Source organism: Chloroflexus sp., from assembly GCF_034434295.1.
In the GTDB taxonomy this organism is placed as follows: domain Bacteria; phylum Chloroflexota; class Chloroflexia; order Chloroflexales; family Chloroflexaceae; genus Chloroflexus.
In genome coordinates, this window is the sequence record NZ_DAOTZQ010000074.1 from 35,716 (window position 1) to 59,168 (window position 23,453).

At 55.5% G+C, this 23,453-nt stretch carries 16 protein-coding genes; 11 read left to right on the forward strand and 5 right to left on the reverse strand.

The genetic code is table 11. The features are described 5' to 3' along the window. Positions 1–52: 52 nt before the first annotated feature. Complete coding sequence (locus VAE57_RS10855) at positions 53–1,243, forward strand: FAD/NAD(P)-binding oxidoreductase (protein ID WP_322821900.1); 1,191 nt, start codon at positions 53–55, stop codon at positions 1,241–1,243. Between the two features lie 915 nt (positions 1,244–2,158). Here VAE57_RS10855 and VAE57_RS10860 read toward each other — a convergent pair. The 3 genes from VAE57_RS10860 to VAE57_RS10870 all read right to left on the reverse strand — a co-directional run bounded on the left by VAE57_RS10860 (position 2,159) and on the right by VAE57_RS10870 (position 5,655). Continuing rightward, a complete protein-coding gene (locus VAE57_RS10860) occupies positions 2,159–3,577 on the reverse strand; it encodes an FtsW/RodA/SpoVE family cell cycle protein (RefSeq protein ID WP_322821901.1) in 1,419 nt (472 codons plus the stop codon). 587 nt (positions 3,578–4,164) lie between these two features. Next, the gene (gene ilvA / locus VAE57_RS10865; protein ID WP_322821902.1) at positions 4,165–5,400 is read right to left on the reverse strand and encodes a threonine ammonia-lyase; all 1,236 of its coding nucleotides are present in this window, start codon (positions 5,398–5,400) and stop codon (positions 4,165–4,167) included. Between the two features lie 39 nt (positions 5,401–5,439). Continuing rightward, positions 5,440–5,655: a hypothetical protein gene (locus VAE57_RS10870; protein WP_322816685.1), complete on the reverse strand. Its 216-nt coding sequence runs from the start codon at positions 5,653–5,655 to the stop codon at positions 5,440–5,442. 110 nt (positions 5,656–5,765) lie between these two features. Here VAE57_RS10870 and VAE57_RS10875 point away from each other — a divergent pair, with 110 nt between their 5' ends. The 10 genes from VAE57_RS10875 to VAE57_RS10920 all read left to right on the forward strand — a co-directional run bounded on the left by VAE57_RS10875 (position 5,766) and on the right by VAE57_RS10920 (position 20,873). Continuing rightward, positions 5,766–6,074 (forward strand): nucleotide pyrophosphohydrolase, encoded by a 309-nt coding sequence (locus tag VAE57_RS10875; RefSeq protein ID WP_012259720.1) that lies wholly within the window; start codon positions 5,766–5,768, stop codon positions 6,072–6,074. Between the two features lie 119 nt (positions 6,075–6,193). Further along, positions 6,194–7,468: an isocitrate lyase gene (gene aceA / locus VAE57_RS10880; RefSeq protein WP_322821903.1), complete on the forward strand. Its 1,275-nt coding sequence runs from the start codon at positions 6,194–6,196 to the stop codon at positions 7,466–7,468. A gap of 746 nt (positions 7,469–8,214) precedes the next feature. Continuing rightward, complete coding sequence (locus VAE57_RS10885; RefSeq protein ID WP_322821904.1) at positions 8,215–10,947, forward strand: phosphoenolpyruvate carboxylase; 2,733 nt, start codon at positions 8,215–8,217, stop codon at positions 10,945–10,947. 654 nt (positions 10,948–11,601) lie between these two features. Further along, the gene (locus VAE57_RS10890) at positions 11,602–13,176 is read left to right on the forward strand and encodes a sensor histidine kinase (protein WP_322821905.1); all 1,575 of its coding nucleotides are present in this window, start codon (positions 11,602–11,604) and stop codon (positions 13,174–13,176) included. Between the two features lie 117 nt (positions 13,177–13,293). Continuing rightward, entirely contained in the window at positions 13,294–13,926 is a 633-nt protein-coding gene (locus tag VAE57_RS10895; RefSeq protein ID WP_322821906.1) for a metallophosphoesterase, read from the forward strand. 383 nt (positions 13,927–14,309) lie between these two features. Beyond that, positions 14,310–15,227, forward strand: coding sequence for a DUF4032 domain-containing protein (locus VAE57_RS10900; protein ID WP_322821907.1), 918 nt, complete (start codon positions 14,310–14,312; stop codon positions 15,225–15,227). Between the two features lie 47 nt (positions 15,228–15,274). After that, the gene (locus tag VAE57_RS10905; RefSeq protein ID WP_322821908.1) at positions 15,275–17,749 is read left to right on the forward strand and encodes a glycosyltransferase family 39 protein; all 2,475 of its coding nucleotides are present in this window, start codon (positions 15,275–15,277) and stop codon (positions 17,747–17,749) included. Next, a complete protein-coding gene (locus VAE57_RS10910; protein ID WP_322821909.1) occupies positions 17,746–18,870 on the forward strand; it encodes a winged helix DNA-binding domain-containing protein in 1,125 nt (374 codons plus the stop codon). The genes VAE57_RS10905 and VAE57_RS10910 overlap by 4 nt, the downstream gene beginning before the upstream one ends. Beyond that, positions 18,852–19,685: a lipoate--protein ligase family protein gene (locus VAE57_RS10915; protein WP_322821910.1), complete on the forward strand. Its 834-nt coding sequence runs from the start codon at positions 18,852–18,854 to the stop codon at positions 19,683–19,685. The genes VAE57_RS10910 and VAE57_RS10915 overlap by 19 nt, the downstream gene beginning before the upstream one ends. Before the next feature lie 9 nt (positions 19,686–19,694). Next, complete coding sequence (locus VAE57_RS10920; RefSeq protein ID WP_322821911.1) at positions 19,695–20,873, forward strand: serine hydrolase domain-containing protein; 1,179 nt, start codon at positions 19,695–19,697, stop codon at positions 20,871–20,873. 12 nt (positions 20,874–20,885) lie between these two features. Here VAE57_RS10920 and VAE57_RS10925 read toward each other — a convergent pair whose 3' ends face one another. Together VAE57_RS10925 and VAE57_RS10930 are read right to left on the reverse strand one after the other, a co-directional pair. Next, positions 20,886–22,256: an FAD-dependent oxidoreductase gene (locus VAE57_RS10925; protein ID WP_322821912.1), complete on the reverse strand. Its 1,371-nt coding sequence runs from the start codon at positions 22,254–22,256 to the stop codon at positions 20,886–20,888. Positions 22,257–22,941: 685 nt separating this feature from the next. After that, positions 22,942–23,190: a hypothetical protein gene (locus VAE57_RS10930; RefSeq protein ID WP_322821913.1), complete on the reverse strand. Its 249-nt coding sequence runs from the start codon at positions 23,188–23,190 to the stop codon at positions 22,942–22,944. Positions 23,191–23,453: the final 263 nt, after the last annotated feature.

Genomic DNA, 23,453 nt, shown 5'->3' on the forward strand with positions numbered 1-23,453 from the left:
TACCGGCATGTCGCAGCATAAGCTGCTATTCGCATGAGAAAGAGGTACTGCTATGGCCAAGAGCCACTATCAGGTTGTTATTGCCGGTGGTGGTACCGGCGGTCTTACCGTTGCGGCCCAATTGATAGATCAACCGAATCCGCCAGAGGTTGCACTGATCGAACCATCAACCGTACATTACTATCAGCCGTTGTGGACACTGGTTGGTGGTGGTGTGTTTCCCCGTGAGCAATCGGCACGCCCGGAAGCCGATTATATTCCACCCGGTGTGACATGGATTAAGGAAGCAGTCAAGGCATTTGACCCTGATGCGAATAGTTTGACCCTAAGCAACGGTGAGACTATCACCTACGATTATCTGGTTGTGGCATTGGGTATTCAGATTGATTGGGGCAAGATCAAGGGTCTGCCGGAGACGCTGGGGAAGAATGGCGTCTGCTCGAACTACTCGTATGACACCGTTGAGTATACGTGGCAGAATATTCGCACGTTCCGTGGTGGAAATGCGGTCTTCACCCAACCGGGTACGCCGATCAAGTGTGGCGGTGCACCGCAGAAGATCGTCTATCTGGCCGATGACTATTTCCGTCGATCAGGCGTTCGTCAGCAGAGTAAGATCAACTTTTACCATGCCGGTACAGCAATCTTTGCTGTCAAGAAGTATGCTGATGCGCTGAATCGGGTTGTTGCGCGCAAGGGTGTCGATGTCCATTACCAGCACGATCTGATTGAAGTGCGCGGTGAAGCGCGTGAAGCGGTGTTTATGAATCTGGCAACTAAGGAGACGGTGACCGTCCATTTCGATATGTTGCACGTAACACCGCCAATGAGTGCACCTGATGTGATCAAGAGCAGTAAACTGGCTCATACTACCGGTTGGGTAGAGGTTGATAAGCATACGTTGCAACACGTGCGCTACCCCAACGTCTTTAGCCTGGGCGACTGCTCGAATCTGCCGACATCGAAGACCGGAGCAGCGATCCGTAAGCAGGCACCGGTGCTGGTTGCGAATCTGATGGCGGCAATGGCGAATGAGACGCTTCCCGCCACTTACGACGGCTACACCTCATGTCCGCTGGTGACCGGTTATGGTAGTCTGATCCTGGCCGAATTCGATTACACTAACCAGCCCAAAGAGAGCTTCCCCTTCGATCAGTCCCAGGAGCGCTACAGCATGTATGCGCTGAAGGCATACGGCTTACCGGCGATGTACTGGAATGGGATGCTGCGGGGTCGGATGTGAGAAGGAGTTGGGAGTTCTTAAGTTGGCATAATCATTGTCTGAAGGAAACCTTTATCTTATTGCCATTATGAATTGCGATAACGGGGCGGGTTTAAAACCTGTCCCGTTATCGTGTGTTATGCAAAATCCTGGCTGACGCTGTGCGTCTTTTGATTGCCAAAGCGCTGCCAGGTTTGCCACCAGCGAACCGCTGGTGGGTTGTCGCAGATGTTCCGTACCTTCGCGGTCAGATGCAGTGCCAGGGAGAGGAATTTTGCGCGACTTGCCCGTGTGCTGCTTGCGGGGCTAATGTGTGACACGCCCCCACCCCACGCCGCCCCCAGCGGGGGCGGGAGATGGGTTTCCGCTGTCGCGTATTTGGTTCGGGTTTGTGCCAATTTGTGACCAACATGGTACACTGCGGGCCTCGTACCGGGCCTTGAGCGTGGCTGGTGCGGCAGCATGGCTGCCGCACTCCACACTGCGCAACACGCGCATGATGCGCGGGCAAGACAATCCATCCAGCGCATGATGGCACGACCGGAGCTGCGTTCTGCCAACAGGTCAGGAGCAGTACCTGCTGTCGTTGGCGATTGACAAGCGTTCGTGAGCCTCAGTGACAGTCTGGGAGCACAACCGTAAAGCTTTATGAAGTAAGTTCTAACATCGCACGTGGTGGATGTGGTAATGGTTCTCTCCTGCCAGATCACATCTTGCGTGATACGATTCGTCACTGTCTTCCACCGGATATGCGGCGAACCGTGACCATCCGTTCCCGCTGCAACGATCCACGGGGATCACCGGCATGCTACGGAGGGGCGGGTTCTAGACCTACCCCTACAATAGGGTGCATGTGACTGTTCATATTGCCATACGAGGGATGTGGTGAGGATAAGGAGTGGCGAAAGGGTACTCTCGGTATGGCATAGCGTCTGATCAGTACCGCTGATCACTCACCGAGATGCGTAAGAGCAGGCCGATAATCAGGAAGTTCACCACAACCGACGAACCGCCATACGAGATAAATGGCAACGTAATACCGGTTAGCGGGATCAGGCGTAGATTGCCGCCTAAAATGATAAATGCCTGTACGGCAATGATCGACGTAAGCCCCACGACTAGCAATTGCTCGAACCCGCGAAAACGGCCCGGAATCGCTAATGCCAGGTGATAACCACGAAAAATGAGGAGCATGTACGCGATCAGCACGGCCAGTGTACCGGCTAACCCCATCTCTTCACCAATTGCCACGAAGATAAAATCGGTATGCACCGCCGGTACATACTCTGGCACACCGCGCCCCAGGCCAGCCCCGAAGATGCCGCCGGACGCCAGTGCATAGATCGCCTGTACGATTTGGTAGCCAGATCCCTGAGCCACTGCCCAGGGGTCAAGCCAGACCGATACCCGTAAGCCCACGATGGGCAGCAGACGGTACAGCAAATAGGCACCGCCGGCAAATGCAGCCACTCCCACGACAACATACAGGCCGCGTCCTGTGGCGATGTAGAGCATGGCGAGGAAGACTCCAAACAGCAGGAGTGCTGCGCCGAGATCACGTTGGAAGACGATGGTCAACATCGCAATAGCCCACATACCGACCAGTGGAGCCAGGTAAGGGAGTGGTGGTAAGGTAAAAGGCCCGATCCGATAGTTCGACTGTACTACTTCACGGTATTCATTGAGATACGAGGCCATGAAGATAACCAGAATGATCTTGAGTAGTTCCGACGGCTGGAAGTAGAAGAAACCGAGATTAAACCAGACTCGTACTCCGCTGTTATTGGGGTCAACGCCGAAGACAAAGGTCGCCAGGATGAGTGCCAATCCGAGCGTTAGCCAAAGGTAACGATAGTGATCGAGCACGTCGATGAATGAGAGACGGAACAACCGGATGCAGAGATGATCGAGGGGGGTAAAAAGGATGGTTGCCATGATCAGCGTGCCCAGCGTTACCCACAGGGTTTGCCTGGCAGCGATGCCTTCGTAACAAGGGAACCGCTCACCAGCCAGGTTGCTACAGATGTAAATCTGATTGAGACCTGGCTCAAGCCGCGCCGTCATCATCAGGCTCAGTCCGGCCAGTAAGGCCACTAATGGCAGTATCACCTGGTCGGCTGTTGGGCTGCGCCATGAAAGACCAAGCGAAATGGCGAGAAACAGCACGAGGGGGAGGCTTGATGGCCAGAGGATGCTGGCCAACCCCTCAATTGTCGTCTGCAATTCACTTTGGCCAGTGGCAACAACGACTAACAAATAACCGGCCGCAAAAAAGAGCAGCACGGTAACGAGCAGTTGCAATTCCACCATGCGTAACTGGCGGAGGCGGGCAACAGTTGCACGGAGTGATGCCATAGTGTGTCTCCGTGGAAGAATACCGGTCATCGTGATCGCGAGAGTTTATCCAAAAAACCGGCTGTGCAGGTAGCGGTGTCGCCTTGATGTCTATCGCGTGATTGGGATGGCGACTATGCGGGTGGCTTCCTGCTGCGGATACTCTCACCATTCTGCGCAGGCATTATAGCAGGCATTGCAGTCGTCAGATGCAGTGAGCTACGCTGAATACGGATTGTCCTTCCGCTTCCAGACGATATACCACCCTGAAGTGCGAAAGCACAGCTTCCACACTTCAGGCAACGCAGGATGTGGATGGCTAGAACCTATTAAAAAACATCTACTAGAAATTATCTCATGCATTATGTGCATGATGAGTGGGCAAGGCAACCCATCCAGCGCGTGATGGCATCGGAGATAGTCGTTAGCCATCCTTGCTGCCATACCGGCAGCCTGGCAGTGGGATATGTTGTTGTTGGTGATTGGCAAGCGTTCATGCACCTGTGCGACCGTTTGGGATCACGACAGCACAACTTTTACGAAATAAGTTCTAAGCACATCAGGCGATCCCTCAACAAGGCGTACTGTTTCAGAGGAAGCGATGATTATCATATCGGCCAGTTCGGTTCACGCTCGCAATGATAACCGGCCTGTTCGAGAGAATTGATGACCATCTGAGCGTGCTCTTCATCACGGACTTCAAGGATGAGTTCAACGCCGGCACGGTCAATTGGCACTCGCCACATACCACGGCGGTGGAAGAGATCCATGACGCTGGCACCGGTCGAGGCAACGTGATTGACCAGGCCGGCCAGGCCGCCCGGGCGATCATCGACGCTGGTACGGAGCAAGAGATAGCGTCCCTGGCGAACCAGAGCATACTCGATCACCCGCATCAGCAGATTCGCGTCGATATTGCCCCCACAAAGGATCGTTGCCGTCACCTGATGTGGTTGCACCGGCACTTTACCACTGAGCAGGGCTGCAACACCTGCGGCGCCGGCTCCCTCAACAACCAGACGACTGTATTGCAACACGTGCGCGATTGCCATCACAATCTCTTCATCATCAACGGTAACAACATCATCAACCAGCGCCTGGATCATCGGTAGGGTGAGTTCACCAGGACGTTTTACTGCGATACCATCAGCAATCGTATGTGCAGTCGGTGCCGTTACCGGATGACCGGCAGCGAGTGAGGCCGGCACCGGCGCACAGCCGGCAGCCTGTACACCGATGATGCGCACATGCGGTAACAATGTCTTCACGGCCAGGGCGATACCACTGATCAGGCCACCACCGCCGATTGGTACGACCAGTTGGTTTAAATCGGGTAGGGCTTCGACCAGTTCCAGCCCGATTGTTCCCTGACCGGCGATCACCCGTGGATGATCAAAGGCATGGACGTAGGTCAACCCACGTTCTTCTTGAAGAGCGTGCGCGTAGGCCATCGCATCATCGAAGGTGGCGCCGTGCAAGATGACCTCAGCGCCCAATCGGCGGGTTGCCACCACCTTGGTCAATGGGGCGCGTTCAGGCATCACAATCGTCGCTTTTACCCCCAGTAACTGGGCTGCCTGCGCGACACCCTGAGCGTGATTCCCGGCGGATGGTGCAATCACGCCGCGTTGTTTCTCTTCAGGTGACAGATGAATAATCGTGTTGTAAGCACCACGAATTTTAAATGAACCACTCTGCTGGGTATTTTCGGCCTTGTAAAAAATTGACCCACCCAGTTCAGTACTCAGGCGGGTGGCCGGCAAGACTGGTGTGGGCAGAATAATATCCCGCAACGCCCGTCGGGCAGCCTGAATATCGGCCAGTTCAATTGCGAATCGGCTCATGGAACGTCATTGCTCCCTGGACTAATGGCCTGCATTGGCCTAATCTTCACCGGTGATAAGTTCCTGGGCATTGGCGGCACGGGCAGCCAGGATGCGGAAACGCATAGCCGTCTCGCGATCACGAACCTGCTCGGCTGCCTTCATCAACACACCGATAGCCAGTTGCAGCCGACGCAGTTCTTCGCGATCACCGGCCAGTTGCAACCGCGCAATTTCTTGTTCGCAGTACTGCGCTATTTGATCCACGGTGAGCATCGTCTTCCTCCTCTGGCACGGTCGCCAATTCCCTATCAATATTCGCCATTATTGTACCATTCTTGCTCTACAATGAAACAAATGGGTTGCAACGAAAGGAGAGGCTGGTCATGCCGATGACAATAGCTGAATTAACCGACGCAATTAATCGGTTTGTCACGGATAAGGGATGGTATGCGCCTGATAGTATTTTCCCGCAGACACCACGCAACATCGCGATTTCGGTGGCGGTCGAGGCTGCGGAGCTACTCGAACATTTTCAATTCCGTGACGAACCACGTGACCGGGAAGCGCTGGCCGGTGAGCTGGCCGATGTGGCTAATTACCTCTTCCAGTTGGCTTACCTGCTTGACATTGATCTGGAACAGGCCATCCTGACTAAACTGGCTGAGAATTACGGTCGCACGTGGGAAGGGTAGGGTGTTATTTGCACTCACCTTCACAAAAATGTAACTACTCCGTAACGCAGAGTGTTATACTGCTAAGCATCAATGAGACCGTGTTCGTCAGATTCAGCGCAGAAATTGGAGAAACGCACATGGATCGTGCCGCACAGATCAAGCAGATTGCTGACAGTTGGAACACGCCGCGTTTTGCCGGCATTGTCCGTCCCTATACGCCAGAGGATGTGTATCGTCTGCGGGGTTCGGTGCAGATTGAGTACACCCTGGCGCGGATGGGCGCCGAGCGCTTGTGGAACCTCTTGCACACCGAGCCGTACATCAATGCCCTGGGTGCCTTGACCGGTAATCAGGCAATGCAGCAGGTGAAAGCCGGCCTGAAAGCCATTTACCTGAGTGGCTGGCAAGTAGCCGCTGATGCCAACCTGGCGGGGCAGATGTATCCCGATCAGAGCCTCTATCCGGCAAATTCAGGCCCCCAACTGGTGCGCAACATCAACAATGCCCTCCGCCGTGCCGACCAGATTTATCACAGCGAAGGGCGAAATGACATTTACTGGTTTGCCCCGATTGTGGCCGATGCTGAAGCCGGCTTTGGTGGCCCGCTCAATGTCTTCGAGATTATGAAGGCGTATATCGAAGCCGGGGCGGCAGGTGTGCACTTCGAGGATCAGCTTGCCTCGGAGAAGAAATGTGGTCATATGGGCGGGAAGGTGTTGATCCCCACCCAGGCAGCGATCCGCAATCTGGTGGCGGCTCGTCTGGCAGCCGATGTGATGGGGGTGCCGACGATCATTGTAGTGCGCACCGACGCGAATGCGGCTACCTTGCTCACCAGTGATATTGATGAGCGGGATCGGCCCTTCTGCACCGGCGAGCGCACCAGCGAAGGCTTCTACCGGGTGTGCGCCGGCCTTGATCAGGCGATTGCCCGTGGTCTGGCCTATGCCCCCTACGCCGATCTGATCTGGTGCGAAACGAGCGAGCCAAATCTCGAAGAGGCACGCCGCTTTGCCGAGGCGATTCACGCCCAATTCCCCGGCAAGCTGTTGGCCTACAACTGTTCGCCATCGTTCAACTGGAAGAAGAAGCTGGACGATGCGACGATTGCGGCCTTCCAGCGTGAATTGGGTGCAATGGGATACAAGTTCCAGTTTGTGACTCTAGCCGGCTTCCACGCGCTGAACTACAGCATGTTTGACCTGGCGCGCAACTATCGTGATCGAGGGATGGCTGCCTACAGTGAATTGCAACAGGCGGAATTTGCGGCAGAAGCCTACGGTTACACGGCGACCCGTCACCAGCGTGAGGTTGGTACCGGTTATTTCGATGAGGTGGCGCAGGTGATTGCCGGTGGCGAGATCAGCACAACGGCGCTGACCGGTAGCACTGAGGAAGAGCAGTTCCACTAGCGGTAGCGGTTACTACCAGATCAAGCCTGATGTGAGTATCAGTCCAGGGGGCAGCCAGATGGTTGCCTCCTGGATGTTTTGTCTGTGGAGTGCAGGACTGGCGGGATGCATATCACATCTTGACTGACACTGTGCATCACTCAGGTTGTGAGATCCGTGCAGGAGTGCTTTGCCAGGCGTGATACTGGCAATGTTGTCGGTATGGTCGTAGTAGGGGCGACGCATGTGTCGTCCCTCCTTGCTAGCGCGGCGAGAACACACATCATACCCGTGACCAGCAGGGTGAACGGTGTAACACGCGCCTGATTGTGAGTATAGCTGGCGCGGCAGCGTGGCTGCCGCACTTCAAACTCCGCGACACGCGCATGGCGAGCGGGCAAGGCAACTGAATCCAGCGGGTGATGGTACCGTAGAGGGTCGCCAGTGCTGCTCACTTTCATAACGGTTTGATATGCTGTCTTTGGTGATTGGTAAGCGTTCATGAGCCTGGGTGACAGTCTGGTGGCACGACAGCGCAGCTTTATGAAATACGTTCTAGCGGGTCATGAATTCTCTAACAGATTTGATATTACAGATGACGGTAGGTAGTGCGCTATTATAACTTTTTCAACCCGGATTTGATACCAGATGGACCAGGATTCTGCTCAGGGATTTGGGAGATAAGTCTCTCCCGTCTAAACTCTGATATGGTATTATCATTGCGACCATACGTATTCCATTTGCATGACATGAAAGGTGGCATACGCATGCAACCACTGGATCAGGAGAAGGTCGATCTGGATTTCACCTTCTTACTCGATTGTTTTGCCAGAGTATTGCGTGACGTTGATGCTGAACTGGTATCGGAAGCATTGCCCTGGTTGGGTTCGCATACTTCCGGTGATCATATTCCGACTCGTGCACTGGCACAGGCACTCATTATTGCCTTTCAATTGCTCAATATCGCCGAGGAAAACGCGGCCGTGCAGCAGCGTCGGATTGCTGATCGCGATCCGAAAATCCCGCCGGAGCTGGGGCGCTGGCGAGATGCTCTGCAGAAGCTGCACCAAAGTGGTTTAACCGGTGAAGAGATTGCGGCGGCGCTTCCTCAAATTCATGTCGAGCCGGTGCTCACAGCACATCCAACCGAGGCCAAACGGGCTACAGTCCTCTCCCATTATCGCGAGCTGTACTTATTGCTGGTGCGTCGCGAGAGTCAGCGCTGGTCACCAGCGGAGCAGGCAGAGATCACGGCAGATATAGAGACCCTGATTGAACGATTGTGGCGTACCGGCGATGTCTTCCTGAGTAAGCCGGGTGTGCCTGCCGAAGTGCGTAATGTGCTGCACTACCTGGTCAACGTCTTTCCCGATGTTTTGCCCGTGCTTGATAATCAGTTGCGTTATGCCTGGCAGGAAGCCGGTTTCGATCCCGCGCTATTGAGCGATACCTGGCCGAAGCTCTGTTTTGGGTCGTGGGTGGGCGGTGATCGCGACGGTCATCCACTGGTGACTGCCGAAATTACCGCGCAAACCCTGCGTGAAATGCGTTTGCAAGCCTTGCGTCTCCTACGGCGTCGAATTCGACAGGCAGCGAGCCATCTCAGCATTTCTGATCTGCTCGTCCCAACACCAGCGGGGCTGATTGACCAGATTCGTCGGTTGTCGAGTGGTTTGGGTAGTCGAGGTGCGCAGGCAGTGGCGCGTAACCCCAATGAGCCGTGGCGGCAGGCGCTAAACCTGATGCTGGCCCGCTTGCCAATAGATGATGCACCGGCTGAAGCAGCACGGCTGGTTGACGATCCTGATCGTTATCGTTGTGCCGATGAACTGCTCAATGATCTGCGCGAGTTTGCCGGATACTTACGTGAAGTAGGGGCTGGACGACTGGCTGATGCTGAGATCCGACCATTGATGCAACTGGTTGACACCTTTGGCTTTCATCTGGCTACACTTGATGTTCGCCAGAACAGCCAGTTTCATGATCGGGCCCTGGCGCAGTTGCTGGAAGCGGCCGGTTTATCATCTGACGATCTACTCGGTGGTGATCCTGAGCGACGGCGGGCATTGTTAGAGCGTGAGGTTGCTTCACCACGGCCATTTGCTCATCCTAATACACCGCTTGACCATGAGGCGGCGGCTGTTGTTGATTGCTATCGTGCTCTTGCCAATCACATTGCTCGCTATGGTACAGCCGGCCTTGGCCCGCTTATCATCAGCATGACACGTGATGTAACTGATGTTCTGGTCGTGTACCTACTAGCGCGTGAGGCCGGTCTGGCATATGCCACTCCAGAGGGTCTGGTGTGCCGGTTGCCGGTTGTTCCATTGTTTGAGACAATCGAAGATCTCGAACATAGCCCCCGCATTCTTGCCGATATTCTCGACCACCCGGTGACGCGCCGCAGTTTGATCGCTCAGGCCCAGGGTGGCGAGTTAGTGCAGCAAGTGATGATCGGTTACAGCGATAGCAACAAAGATGGTGGTATTCTAGCCAGTCAATGGGCATTACATCAGGCACAGCGGGCAATGACGGAAGTGGGACGGGCACGCGGAATACGGATTCGTTTCTTCCATGGCCGTGGTGGCACGATCAGCCGTGGTGCTGGACCCACCAGCCGCTTCATTTCAATGCTGCCACCGGGAAGTTTGAATGGAGATCTTCGTCTCACTGAACAAGGCGAGGTCATTTCGCAGAAGTATGCCAATCGCCTTACCGCTGCATACAACCTGGAACTGCTCATTGCCGGGACAACTAAGCATACGTTACTCCAGCAACGGCAACCGGAAGAGCCGCATCCGCTGGAGCCAGTGATCGGCTGGCTGGCCGAGAAGTCGCGTATCGCCTACCGCGAACTGGTTGAACGTGATGGCTTCATCACCTTCTTCCGTCAGGCCACGCCGATTGACGTCATCGAACAAAGCCGGATTGGCTCACGTCCATCGCGGCGTACCGGACAGGCGACGCTGGCCGATCTGCGGGCCATACCCTGGGTCTTTAGCTGGAATCAGGCTCGCTTTTACCTGCCAGGCTGGTACGGAGTGGGGAGTGCACTAACGGCCTTGCAAGAAGAGGAACCGGCGTTATGGGAGCAACTGCGTGAAGAGCAGTGGCGGTGGCCGTTATTACGTTACTTGCTTGCCAATGTTGGGACGAGTTTGCAAACGGCACATCGCGAGACAATGCATGCGTATGCTGAGCTAGTCGAAGATGATGAGATACGGCGACGATTCCTCGATCTGATTGATGCGGAGTTTACACGTACCGAAACAGCATTGACGGCTATTTTTGGTATGCCGCTTGAGCAGCGGCGACCACGGGTGGCTGCGACACTGGCCCGACGGCAGATCGGGTTGGCACCATTGCATCGCCGGCAGATAGAGCTGCTGGGTCGGTGGCGTGCCCAGCGTGCGGCTGATGATCCGGCAGCCGAGATTACATTGATCGATCTGTTGCTGCTAGTCAATGCGATTGCTGCCGGTTTGCGCACAACGGGATGACCTGTAGGCGTAAGCCTTTTCCGGTGGGTGCAGGTACGGGTTTGATCGAGATGGTAAAACGCTAACCACCGGGCAGGTCGGGTAATGATCTGATCTGCCCGGTGGTTATGTTGCCTGTTTCATCATCACGTAGTGCGTGTTTGAGATGATACCGAAATCAAATGGTAGATAAGGCCGGCTCGAATCTCTTGCGGTTTGTCAATCTCGTGCTGGCGCACTGCCGGCGTGCTTACAGCGCGTCAGCGGTAGTTCGTTAGCGGTGCACGACCTGGCTCACGCGCTGTCCTGTCTTGGTACTGCATCAACGTCGTGGATGATGGACGCGTCGTGGCAGTATTACGTCCAGTGGTGTTACGCAACATCCTCCACCCACCACCACTGCTAGGGGGGTGAAACCACCGGTGCCGGATGGCTCCTGCTTGTTGCATGTTAGTTCTGGCTTGCGATACCGGCGAGACAGACTTGTGCTCCCAGGGAAGAACAGCGCTTGCGTACCACAGTGTGGCATTCAGGTGACGTTGGAGAGGGAGCCATGCCTTCTATGGAAGCAGAGTTGATGTCACATCCGACAAACATATGCTGTGTGTGGTATGCTGATCAAAAATACAGGTGTCAGCTTCAGTCATCAAGCGCTACACCCATTTGGGAGCAATAATGGATCGTGAAGTAGCAACAGATCGGGTAACGTCGGTAGATCACTCGCAGCCGACGACTGAAGGACTTGGTCAACGCCAATCTATTTTTAATCGCATAGGACTGCACTTGCCGCCGCTGCCATTTCGCGTGCGGCTAACGTTGCTATACACCGGTATGTTTGCTCTGGCACTCTGTGCGATTGGAGTTGGTGTCCATTTCGCAGTTGCCCAGGCGCTATACTCCGGTGTGCAGCGTGATCTTACGTCAGCAACACAGCAGGTAGAAGCGATCCTTTCGGCAGTCGGATTTCAGAGTATTCGCACTGCCAGTGGTGAACTACAACTCTACCTGAATCGCGATTTTATCAAATTGTTTACCAATCGCGGTGTTGGCGTTCAGTTTTTTCGGATTGATGGCACACTGGTAAGTAGTACACCGAATCTTGAGGCACACATGCTACCGCTGCCGCCGGATGCGATACCGAATATTACCGCTGGCAATGATCAGATGAGTGTGATACGCGAAATTAATGGGGTGCCGGTCAAATCGCTGATCACACCGGTTACCCTGCGCAATGGTCAATTAATTGGCTTTTTGCAGGTCTCGCGTCCACTTGATGATGTTGTAAACACCCTGACCTTGTTGCAGCAGATACTGATTGGCGGTGGTCTTCTGGCATTGATCGTCAATGGTTTAGGCGCGATGTACCTCTCGAAGCGGACATTGCGTCCAATCGAGCAGATCACTACGACGGCGCAAAGTATTGTGCGAGCCGAGGATTTGGGGCGACGTATCCCCGAACCTGCGCAGCGTGATGAGCTACAACGGCTGACAGTTACCATCAACGAACTCCTGTCACGCCTTGAGCGTCTCTTCGTGACGCAGCAGCGGTTTGTTGCCGATGTGAGCCACGAGTTGCGCACGCCATTGACAGCGATGCAGGGGAATCTCGAAATTCTGGATCGCGGTACCTGTCCCGATCCTGAGCTGCTCAAAGAAGTGATCGGTGACATGCGGCGTGAGACGGCGCGTTTGATTCGGATGGTGAACGACCTGCTCTTACTGGCGCAGAGCGAAATTCACGTAGTGTTGCGCCATGAACCGATAGAACTCGATACGCTATTGTTAGAAGTCTTCCGCGAGTTGCGACCACTGGCAGGGCAGGTACGCCTGCGGATCGGTGCTGAGGATCAAATTCTGGTGTACGGTGACCGTGACCGTATCAAACAGGCGTTGCTGAATTTGGGGGTCAATGCGTTGCAGTATACACCACCCGGTGGCCTGGTCATGCTAAGTTTAGAACGTTACGAGCAGTTTGCTTGTCTAAGCGTTGCCGATACAGGTGTTGGCATCAGTGAAGAGGCACGTGATCATATCTTTGAGCGGTTTTACCGAGTAGATCGCTCGCGCTCCCGGCATAGTGGTGGGGCCGGTTTAGGGCTATCGATTGTGAAATGGGTTGCTGAGGCGCATGGCGGCTATGTGACTGTGGCGAGTGAGGTTGGACGGGGAAGTACGTTCGCAATATACTTGCCGTTGCCGGAAGCCAATCCTGTCCCCGTTGCTGAGGTTGAAGTGGGTAATACCAAATAATGGTAATCATGTCGCGATAGTCTGTTGTGCGGTATGCATGATCGTTACGCTGGGAGTGAGTTGGCAACCATCCGGTTTCTGACCACGTCCAGAGCCAGATAGACTACAATAGGCGGCATGCGAACTCTAACGATCAGCGATGAAATCGTTCCAGCCGTCTATAGCCTGAACATCAAGCAACGCTTTGCTGATGTGCAACTGGTGTTAGCATGCGGCGATCTGCCAATCTACTATCTGGAATTTGTCGTCACGATGCTGGGGCAGCCCTGTTTTTATGTGTGGGGCAATCACGATTCGCCGGAAGTACAGGCCGATGGGCAGGTTGTCAGTTATGCTCGTGGTGCAACGTGTGTTGAAGATCATGTTGTCTGTCATCAGGGACTGTTAATTGGTGGACTGGGTGGTTCGATCCGGTATAAGCCTGATGGTCATCATCAGTATACCGAAACCCAAATGATGTTACGGGTGTTGCGGATGGCGCCACGCCTGTTCTTGAACCGGCTTAGGTACGGGCGTTACCTTGATGTCTTGCTTACGCACGCGCCACCGCTTGGCATTCACAATGGCCCCGATTATCCGCACCGTGGTTTTCTGGCCCTCTTGCGCTTTATCCAATGGTTCCGACCACGCTATCTGATCCACGGTCATATCCATCTCTCTTACGGTTTTGGTCACGCGACAGAGACACTCTGCGGTCAAACGCTGGTGATTAACACAGCCGGTTATCGGGTGCTCGATCTGGTGATCTAGTCGATTGTTAATTTGACATAAAACATTTTTGTTGCATCTGGTAGGATAACAGTCATCATACCCCGGCCAACGATGACCCTGATGCGGCATCTGAATGATGCATCGCTGGCGCTGGTGTTGTAGGGGCAGGGCATGCCGTGCCCCTACGAATTCGCCGACGATAACCCATCAGCGACCTGCGCTCAGGTTGCCGGCGTGATAGTGCGATCACGAGCGATAAGTGCCAGTAGAGCGGATTTGATATTAGTTGATAAGGTGTTGCAATCATCTCAGAACCATGGTACGCTACCCGCGGCTACGGCCGTCGGTGTTGCCGGTCGGTGATGGAGCGCGTTGTCCTGTGCGCTGACTATCAATTACGGTAAGGCCGAAAGGAGAGGCCGATGTCAGCCATTCAAGCTATCGTCCATGATGAATTTACGCGCATTCGTCGCGATCAAATCGTGCGTGAGCTACTCGCGCTGGTAACACGTCGCCCAAATGAATTGTTGCCATTTGACGAAGTGCGGGCCAGGCTCCGCGTGCGCGGTCAGCATTACCTCGGTCATCAGACGGTGCCACTTGAGAAGATTGTGGGGAGTGAAGGTCGGTACAGTGATTTTGATCGGCAGTTCGCCCCTCGCCATAATGCGAATCGCTTTCGCTGGATGAGTATTGATCGAGCGCATCACGAGGGTATTCCGCTCCCCTCGGTAGAGCTGTATAAGCTTGGCGATATCTATTTTGTGAAAGATGGTCATCATCGCATCTCGGTGGCTCGTTTCCAGGGGCAGCGCGAGATTGATGCCATTGTCACTGAGCTGGTGGTTGATGTGCCACTCGATGCCAGCCTGAGCGTTAAAGATCTGCTTTTGAAGGAGGAGTATAGCGATTTTCTCGAGTGGACTGGTTTGGCCGATCTACGCCCTGATCAGCGCATTGAGTTTAGCGAACCGGGTGGGTATCTTGAATTGATCCGCCACATTAATGCCCATCGCTACTATCTGGGGCTGGAGCTGAACCGACCGGTATCACGCGAAGAGGCAGTGGCGAGCTGGTACGATAATGTGTACCTGCCGGTTGTTGAAGTGATCCGGAGCCAAAACGCACTGCGCTATTTTCCGGGGCGTACGGAGGCCGATTTGTACCGCTGGATAATGGATCACCGCTGGTATTTGCGCGAGCGTAACGGTGGTGCCGATCCAGGGCCTTTGATCGCCGCAGCCGATTATGTCCGCCTGTTTGGCAAACGTAGTTTGATCGATCTGACCAACTGGCTGCTCGGTGTACTACGTGGTAATGCAACTGTCGGTGTTTCATAGGCGGTTGTTCCAGGGCATTCGTTTGCAACGATGGTATCATACGCACCATGATTCGTGCGCTTCATTTTCCAATCCTGGTCAGGTGGCCTGCCTTGTGGCTACCGATTACGCTCGTTTTGCTTGCTCTGGGTGTCCTCTGGGCTGGTGTTGACCATCCGGCGCAGTATTGGAAGGTTGGCGAGGATAACGAACCGCCGCTGGTCAGGTTTCACGGTAACGAGCAGAATGAAGACGGGCTGTTCCGCTGGTCGTACCCGCAGGCGACGCTCTTCCTGTATGGGTATCGCGGTGCACCGGCATTGGTTGAATTGCGATTGGCTGCCCCGCGTCGGGATGGTATGAAGCCAGCACAGGTGGCTTTTTCTTATCAAGATGGCCACCTGGCAACGACAACCGTAGCCGGTTACTGGCGGCGTTATCAGCTATTATTGCCGACCACTACCACTACTGAGACGTTCCTGTCCTGGCGAACGGACGCTTACGTAGCGTTGCCTGATGTGCGTGAGCTTGGGGTGGCACTCAGTAGCGTGAAGCTGCTCACAACAACGACGCGACCGCCACTGAGTGGCCAGCTTATTGGGTGGGCCGTGTTGCCATTGCTGGTGTGGTGGGCAGGGATCGTCTGGGGCTGGTCTGGGCGATGGCGTGATGGAACGGCTGTACTGGCGCTTGTGCCGGCTGTTGGGCTGGCCTTCGTTCCGGTTGTGGCCGAGTACTGGTTGCCTACACTCCCGTGGCCGGCATGGCCGTTGGTGCCGATAGGGTTGCTTGCCGGATGGCCGCTGATCATAGCCGGTTCTGCTCGTGTTTCGCATTGGGTTACGCTACAACCACAGTGGCCATGGTTGGGCTTGATAAGTGCATTTGCCGGTCTGCTGGCGTTGCGCTTCGGCGCACCTGTCTGGCTGATGCTGCCAATCAGCATTGCTGGGGTCTGGCTGGCGTGGTCGTTGCTGCACCATCGCGAAGAGTCCGCTTCGTGGCCGATTGGGTGGATGCTGACAGGTATTACCGGTGTAGCGTTAATCACACGTCTGATTGCGCTTGACCAGATGCCACCAGCCCTGTGGCGGGATGAAGCGCGCCATGGGTTGCTGGCTCTGCAAATCTGGACAAATCCGACGTTCCGGCCCGTATACGTGGTTAAAGATGCAGACCTACCGGCACTGTTCTTTTATCTGGTTGCGCCGTTTGTCGGTATCCTGGGGCCGCACGCCTGGAGTGTGCGGTTGGTGAGTGCGCTGGCCGGTGCGCTAACACCACTGGCCCTTTATTGGTTTGCGGCTCCAATTGTGGGGCGGCGCGCAGCAGTGTTGGGGGCTGCGTTACTGGCCTGGGCTTCATGGTCATTGAGTATGAGTCGCTGGGCCTTCCCGGCGACGCTTGACCATCTGTTGGTGCTTATAGCCGGCGGTTTGTTGTGGCGAGGGCTTGATCCGGAGCAATCGCACTGGCGTTCGTGGCTGTATATTAGCGGTGCAGCATTGCTGGGTGGATTAGCTGTCTATACGTATCATACCGGTCGTCTGGCACCGCTGGCTCTTCTGGTCGTTGCCCTGTTTCGTCTTGGTCGTGACTGGAATCGCTGGCGATTGTTCTGGTCACGGTTGCTGGTAGCAGCACTGCTAGGAGCTGTAGTGCTGTTGCCGCTGGTGCTTTATATTGTCAACGATAGTGCCGGGTTCAATCGTCGGGTTGGTTTTGTCTCAATCTTTCAGGCTGACGATCTCACCCGCCACCGACCACTCAATTTTCTATGCGAACATCTCCTGCGTTACGGATTGATGTGGCACGTCCAAGGTGATGCCAATGGTCGTCATCATCTGCCGTTGGCGCCCATGGTTGACCCCGTGTTCGGTATGTTCTTGTTTATCGGGTTGGGGCTGGCCTGGCAGATGCGCCGACAGGCGGTGGCTGTGATAGCGGCACTATGGCTGATCTACCACCTGCCGGGATTGTTGAGTTTCAACGCGCCGCATGCAATGCGGGCGTTGGGCACGCTGGCCCCGGCGTGTGTGCTGGCAGGGTGGGGGTTGAGTCGATTGGGCAGTGGGCGTGAATGGCAGCGGTGGTTCATTACAGGGATGTTGGTGATCAGCGTTGTCTTCAATCTGTGGGTCTACTTTGGGCAAATGCGCACTCATCCACGAGTGTATGGTGAGTTTGATCGAGTGGAAACCGTGATGGCCCAGATCGCTCATTTGCCGGTGAAGCGGGATGAGCCGGCGGTAACGGTCTATCTACCGCGTGAGTGGGCATTGAGTGACTCGGTGCGCTTTCTTACCTCTGATATACCACCGGCCATGCGACCCCAGATCTGGCGCGGTACAAGCGCCGCAGATAATGTGTTGGTCGTGTTGCCGGCATTTGCCAACGCAGAAGATGTAGCAGCCGTACTACAGGCACTTGGTTCGACTGCGGTGGAAGTTTTGCCCACGCCAACCATTCCTGCAGATGGCGAGCCACTGGTAAGAGTTTTTGGGCGTGGCGTGGTTGCGCTAGAATTGATGAAGGATCCATGAAGATTGGTGCTGTTCTGACAAGAGAACAGGTCATTAGTGTAAGGTATGTCAATCATGGCCTGTTGACGCCATTTCCCGACCCGCTCGTGGCGGCGCAGCGATTGGCAGGCGTGCAGGCCCAGATTCTACCCGCCGCCGGTTTGGCATTATGGAATCGAGTGGTAGGCTTTAGTGTTCGTCAGCTCGAACATCTGCTGTATCACGAACGGTCGCTGGTCCGGCTCTGGGGGCAGCGTGGTACATTGCATCTGTACGCCATGACTGACTGGCCGTTAGTGTACGGTATGCAGGCCGGGCGGGCCACGTATTGGGAACAAGAGGCCCAACGTGACGGTTGGGCGGTAGACGAGTATGAGGCATTTATTGCGCGGGTAGGGGATTTGCTCTACGAACACGAGACATTGGGGCGGAGTGACCTGCGCCGCCTGTTGCCGGCGATTGATCAGCGCCATTTGTCAGGGTGGGGAGGTGTATTTGCCATTCTAACCCGGCGTGGTCTGGCGTGTCACGCGGCGCCGTGTGGCGGGGAAGCACGCATGGCGCACCGATTACGCTGGCGCTCCGATCTGGTGTGGGAACCGCCTGATACCGATACGGCAAATGCAGAGATGCTCCGGCGCTATCTGGCTCTGTTTGGCCCGGTAAAGCTGGTCGATATGACGTGCTGGCGCGGACGTACGCAGGCTGAAATGAAGCGTTGGCTGGCGTTGATTGGTGAAGATGTGGTAAACGTATCAGTAGACGGACAACCGGCGTGGTGGTTGCAGAGTCATCTGGATCGGCTGACCGATCTACCGATACCCGCTGATTTGCCACCGCACCTATTGGGGCGTTTTGATCCGTTATTGCTCGGTACCCGTGACAAAAGCTGGCTCATTGATGCTGATGTCTACAATCGGGTCTGGCGACCGGCCGGACATATTGAAGCGACAATGCTAGTGCACGGACGGATTGCCGGGACGTGGCGTTACGATTGGCGTGGTAGTAGTATCATTGTGACGCTGCGGCCATTCAAGCCGTTACCACCGTCAGAGCGAATCCGTATCGAGAGCCTGGCTGCTGGCGTCGCCGAACACTTTGCGGTGCCGTTGGGAGATTGTCGATGGGAAGTGGTAGCGTGATCTGGCGGTTATTACCACCAGCACAGAGCGATCCGACCACTGAACTGGCGGCTGGGGTGGCGATGCTGGCAGGGTTGAAAGAGACGAACCGCCCCGCGATACGCTGGTATGCAGCCGGCTCACGGCCCGCGCTGGTCATAGGTTCGGGTCAGAAATTGAGTGATGTTGATCATGCAGCATTGCGTCAGCAAGGGGTTACCCTTCATCGCCGATCAAGTGGTGGTACGGCAGTATTGTTCGTGCCTGGCTTGTTGATGCAGGATATTGCGTTACCGCTTGACCATCCTCTGTACCATCCAGACGTGAGTGAGTCGTACCGCTGGTTGGGCGACGTGTGGCAGGCGACGCTGGCGCAGTTTGGTATTCATAGCAGTCTGATCGATATTGCAGCAGCACGTGCTGATCGTCAGACGCTTGATCCATTGATTGCACGGGCCTGCTTTGGTGGTCAGTCACCGTATGAAGTACTGGTGGCGGGTCGGAAGCTGGTAGGTTTTGCGCAGATTCGGCGGCGTGAGGGGGTGCTTTTTCAAGTCGGCCTGTACACACACTGGCCTGGCCGGCAACTGGCGACCCTGCTGGCCATGAATGAGGCTGAACGTACTATCTTCGGCGAACGATTGGCCGGTAGGGTAACTGATCTGGTAACAGTATGTGAATCGCCACCAGATATCCATCACATTGCGGCAGCCTTTGCCATGGTGTTGCGTCAACGATATGAGGTCAGTATCGTTGCTGCGGATTGGACAGAGACTGAACGCGAAGCGATGATTGCAGCGCAGGTGCGCTTTGCGCCCTTACGTCTGGAAGGTTAACGTTTGGCTATGCGCAGATTACTCGTACTGTTCAGTATTCTTCTTATCGGTGTAGTGACCGCATGTGCCCGGCGTGAAGCGGTACTCTCTTCCTGGGCACCGGTGGGGCCGCAGCCGACCATTCTACCCAGTGTTACGCCGGAAGGACCGGCAGTGGCGACTACACCACTGATTGCTGTGATGGAGCCGGTACAGCCTACACCGACACCGAGTCTGGTTGATATTGCTGAACAGATTGATAGCTATCTGCACAATCTTGCCGAACAGGGGCAGTTTTGGGGTGCGGTTTTGGTTGCAACGCAGGAACGTATCCTGGTGGCACGTGGCTACGGTCTGGCAAATGCAGAGCGAAATCTTCCCAACACGGCTCAGACCCGTTTCCGCATTGCTTCAATCTCGAAGCCAATTACTGCAGTAGCGATTTTGCAGTTGCAGGCGGCGGGTAAGCTGGTCGTCGATGAGTCGGTTTGTCAATACCTGCCCGATTGCCCGGCGGCGTGGCAGGCAGTTACGCTCCATCATCTGTTAACGCACACGTCAGGGATTCCCAACTATACCGATTTTGCAAACTTTGCCGAGGTAGAACTATCACCGGTGACACCGCGGCAATTAGTGAATCGGTTTCGTAACCTTCCGCTCGATTTTGTGCCGGGGAGTGCATACCGTTACAGCAACTCCAACTATGTCATTTTGGGTCTGATCATCGAAGCGGTTAGTGGCCAGCCTTACGCCGACTACATCCGCGACAATATCTTCGTGCCGGCAGGCATGGTCAATAGCGGCTACGACACTGGTGATGCCTCGGCACTCAACGGCACGGTGGGGTACCTGGGGCCGGGTATCGAGCGGTCTATCCCCATCGATACCAGTAATCTTTACAGCGCTGGCGGTCTCTACTCGACGGTTGAAGACCTCTACCGATTTGTACAGGCGCTCAATAGTGGGCAACTCCTACCGGCAAACGAACTTGCGAAGATGTATACACCGAACCGGAGTAACTATGGGTACGGTTGGAAGATTGAAGAGCGCAACGGGCGGCGGGTGATCTACCATCCTGGTTTTATCTCTGGTGCCGTTACGCATCTCGCCTACTACCCTGAGAGCCAGAGTGTCGTTATTGTTCTGAGCAATATGGAACGCACCAATGCTGATGCCATTGCCGCTACCATTGGTGCGCTCCTACCGTGAGTATGCCTGGTGCTACAACTGACCACTATCACTGTGATAAGCCAGTTGCTGCTGATACTCTGGATCAGCGTAGCGGTTCGGGTGAAACGCTGCTGCATAATCGGGTAGCGGTTCACCGATAATGTGCGCTGCCAGGAGTTCGGCAGCGGCGAGGGCAGCCATAATGCCGTAGCCGGCTAATGCACCGATCACGAACGCTCCCTCAACGGGCAAGGGGCCGATCAATGGGCGGTTTTCGGGAGTACACGTGTAGTAACCGCCATCGAGATATGCCCGTGGTAAGCGTTCAAGATAGGTGCGGAGACCGGGTAGCATCACCGACATCCCTCTGAGCGCAATCTCGAAGAAGCTATCATCGAGTGGCACAGGAAACCGGGCAATACGGTTATGCCGGTCGTGGAGGTGATAATCCCATAGCAACAACACCTGCTGACTTCCTCCTTCACCTTCAGGCCGACAGTGGACGCCTGGGGGTAGTGGTGCTGTCAGCCAGGCGGTTTCTGGATCGGCTTGCAGATCAGCCTGTTCTGCTTCACTCCAACCTAGATCAATCGGATCGCCCCAAATGAGGAGGGGTGCGTTACGCGGAACGACACCGAGCGGATCGGCAAAGGCTGCTTTGAGGTGTAACTGGTTGTGTACCGGCAGATCAACCTTTAGCAGTTCACCAACGGTGGCCAGATGAGGGCCGGCGGCATTCACAAAGCGCGCTGTCGCAATGGATTGTGTACCACCGGGCGTAGCGATCTGGACACCGCTAACGCGACCGCCGGTCTGCTGTACTGCTGTTACCTGTCCGCGTACTACGGTAACGCCAGCCGCACGTGCTTCTTCAAGCAGCAATACCCCCAACTGCTGGGCGCTCAACCAACCGCAGCGGCGAACGTGTAAGACGGCCACCGTCGCAGGTGCCAGGGCAGGAAAATGATGGCGAATCAGGTCGGGATCGAGCAGGAGATCGACACCATCCGGCGCTTCACGCCAGTCATGACCAGAGGTAGGCTGGTAATCGGTATCAAGTCGTTCGTGAATGCGGAGTGGTCCGACACCGTGGGCGGTGGCCTGGATAGCCTGGGATTGCCACTGCGCAGCCCGTTGGGGGTCGGCGGTGGCGTAGAGGTAGCCACGACGGTTAAGCCGGATACGATTGGTGCTGCTGAGGGCTAGTGCTTCTAGCCGTTCAATACTGCGATTCATCAGCGCAACCATTGTTCGGTCAGGCCACCAGTTGCGGTAACATTCAGTGGATTTATCACTGGTGAGCGCGAGAGGATCACCAGCTTCAACCAGTACGACGTCACGCCAACCGTGAATAACGGCTAACTGATGGGCAACGGCGACGCCAGCGATTCCAGCGCCACAGATGACAATAGATGGGGGCATACACGTCTCCTCTGCTCCTGGTCTGGACACAAGAGTTTTTTGCTTCACCACGTGATTCCTGCGACCAATTCAACAGTCTGACCGGCGGCTTGATCAGGCACTCGTGTGTAGAAGTAGTTTAGTGCATAACTCGTCTCAGGCGTATCGTACATTGTGTGTAATGGCAGGTATATCAAATCTGGTTCAATAGAAGTCATGACACGCTATCTAACATCATCCTGCACGCTGCGACCCCCTTACCTCACTCCCTGGCCCTGCTTCGCTCCCAATGGGGGAGTGGGGAGTTGGGAATGGGGAGTGGGGAATGAGCGTGCTCCAGGTGGGTTCCGGTCATCTTTCGCACCCCGCCCGGTCTACCTCCGCTGGAGGGATGAGTAGGGGCGCGACCCATACCTCACTCCCTGGCCCTGCTCCGCATCTGACACAACCCGCCGTGCCTGCTTCTCTCGGAATATCGCACCATTAACCAGCATCACTGTGGGAGCTATTTCTCATTGAAGGTGTCCGCCTCCAATGAGGATGGGTCAGGAGGACGGGGACGGAAAGGTTATCATCCATCCAGTCTACTTTCAGCACAAAAGATCTGTGTAGTTTGTACGTTGGTCAGTCTGGCAGTCAGCGAAACACAAAGCATTAACCGACACTGGTAAAGCCAATGTCGGAGAAGTGGCAACCTGTAACGTATTTATCCACTACCTCGTAAGCGGCGCAGCTCTGCTTCGAGTTCACGTAAACGAGCTTCGACTAATCTGGCTTGCTCTTCGGCTGTGGCGCGGGCCTCGGCTTGACGGCGGGCCCGTTCTTCGGCAGCAGCGCGGGCCTTGGCTTGACGGCGGGCCCGTTCTTCGGCAGCAGCGCGTACCCCTGCCCATGGCCCACACGCCGCCACCAGTATCCAGTAGTGGTCCGGATGCCCTGCACGACACGAGGCCATGCAGCAGTCTGGACACACCGTACGGGTGTCCAGGCGTGCAGTGGTATGTCCACGTCGGCCGTTCCCAGCGGACGGCAACAAGGCAGAAAGCGCGGCTGCCGGCGATGGGCCGGGGCCACATGCTCGCGGCCCCCCATTGACGGCCGTTGCCCGCGTGATGCACACGCACAGGACGATGGAGACGTGGGCGTGGTGGGTCAGGCCCATGGACGAAGGCCATGGCCACAGCCCCGCATCGTGCTGGCGATCAGGGGCATCTGCAC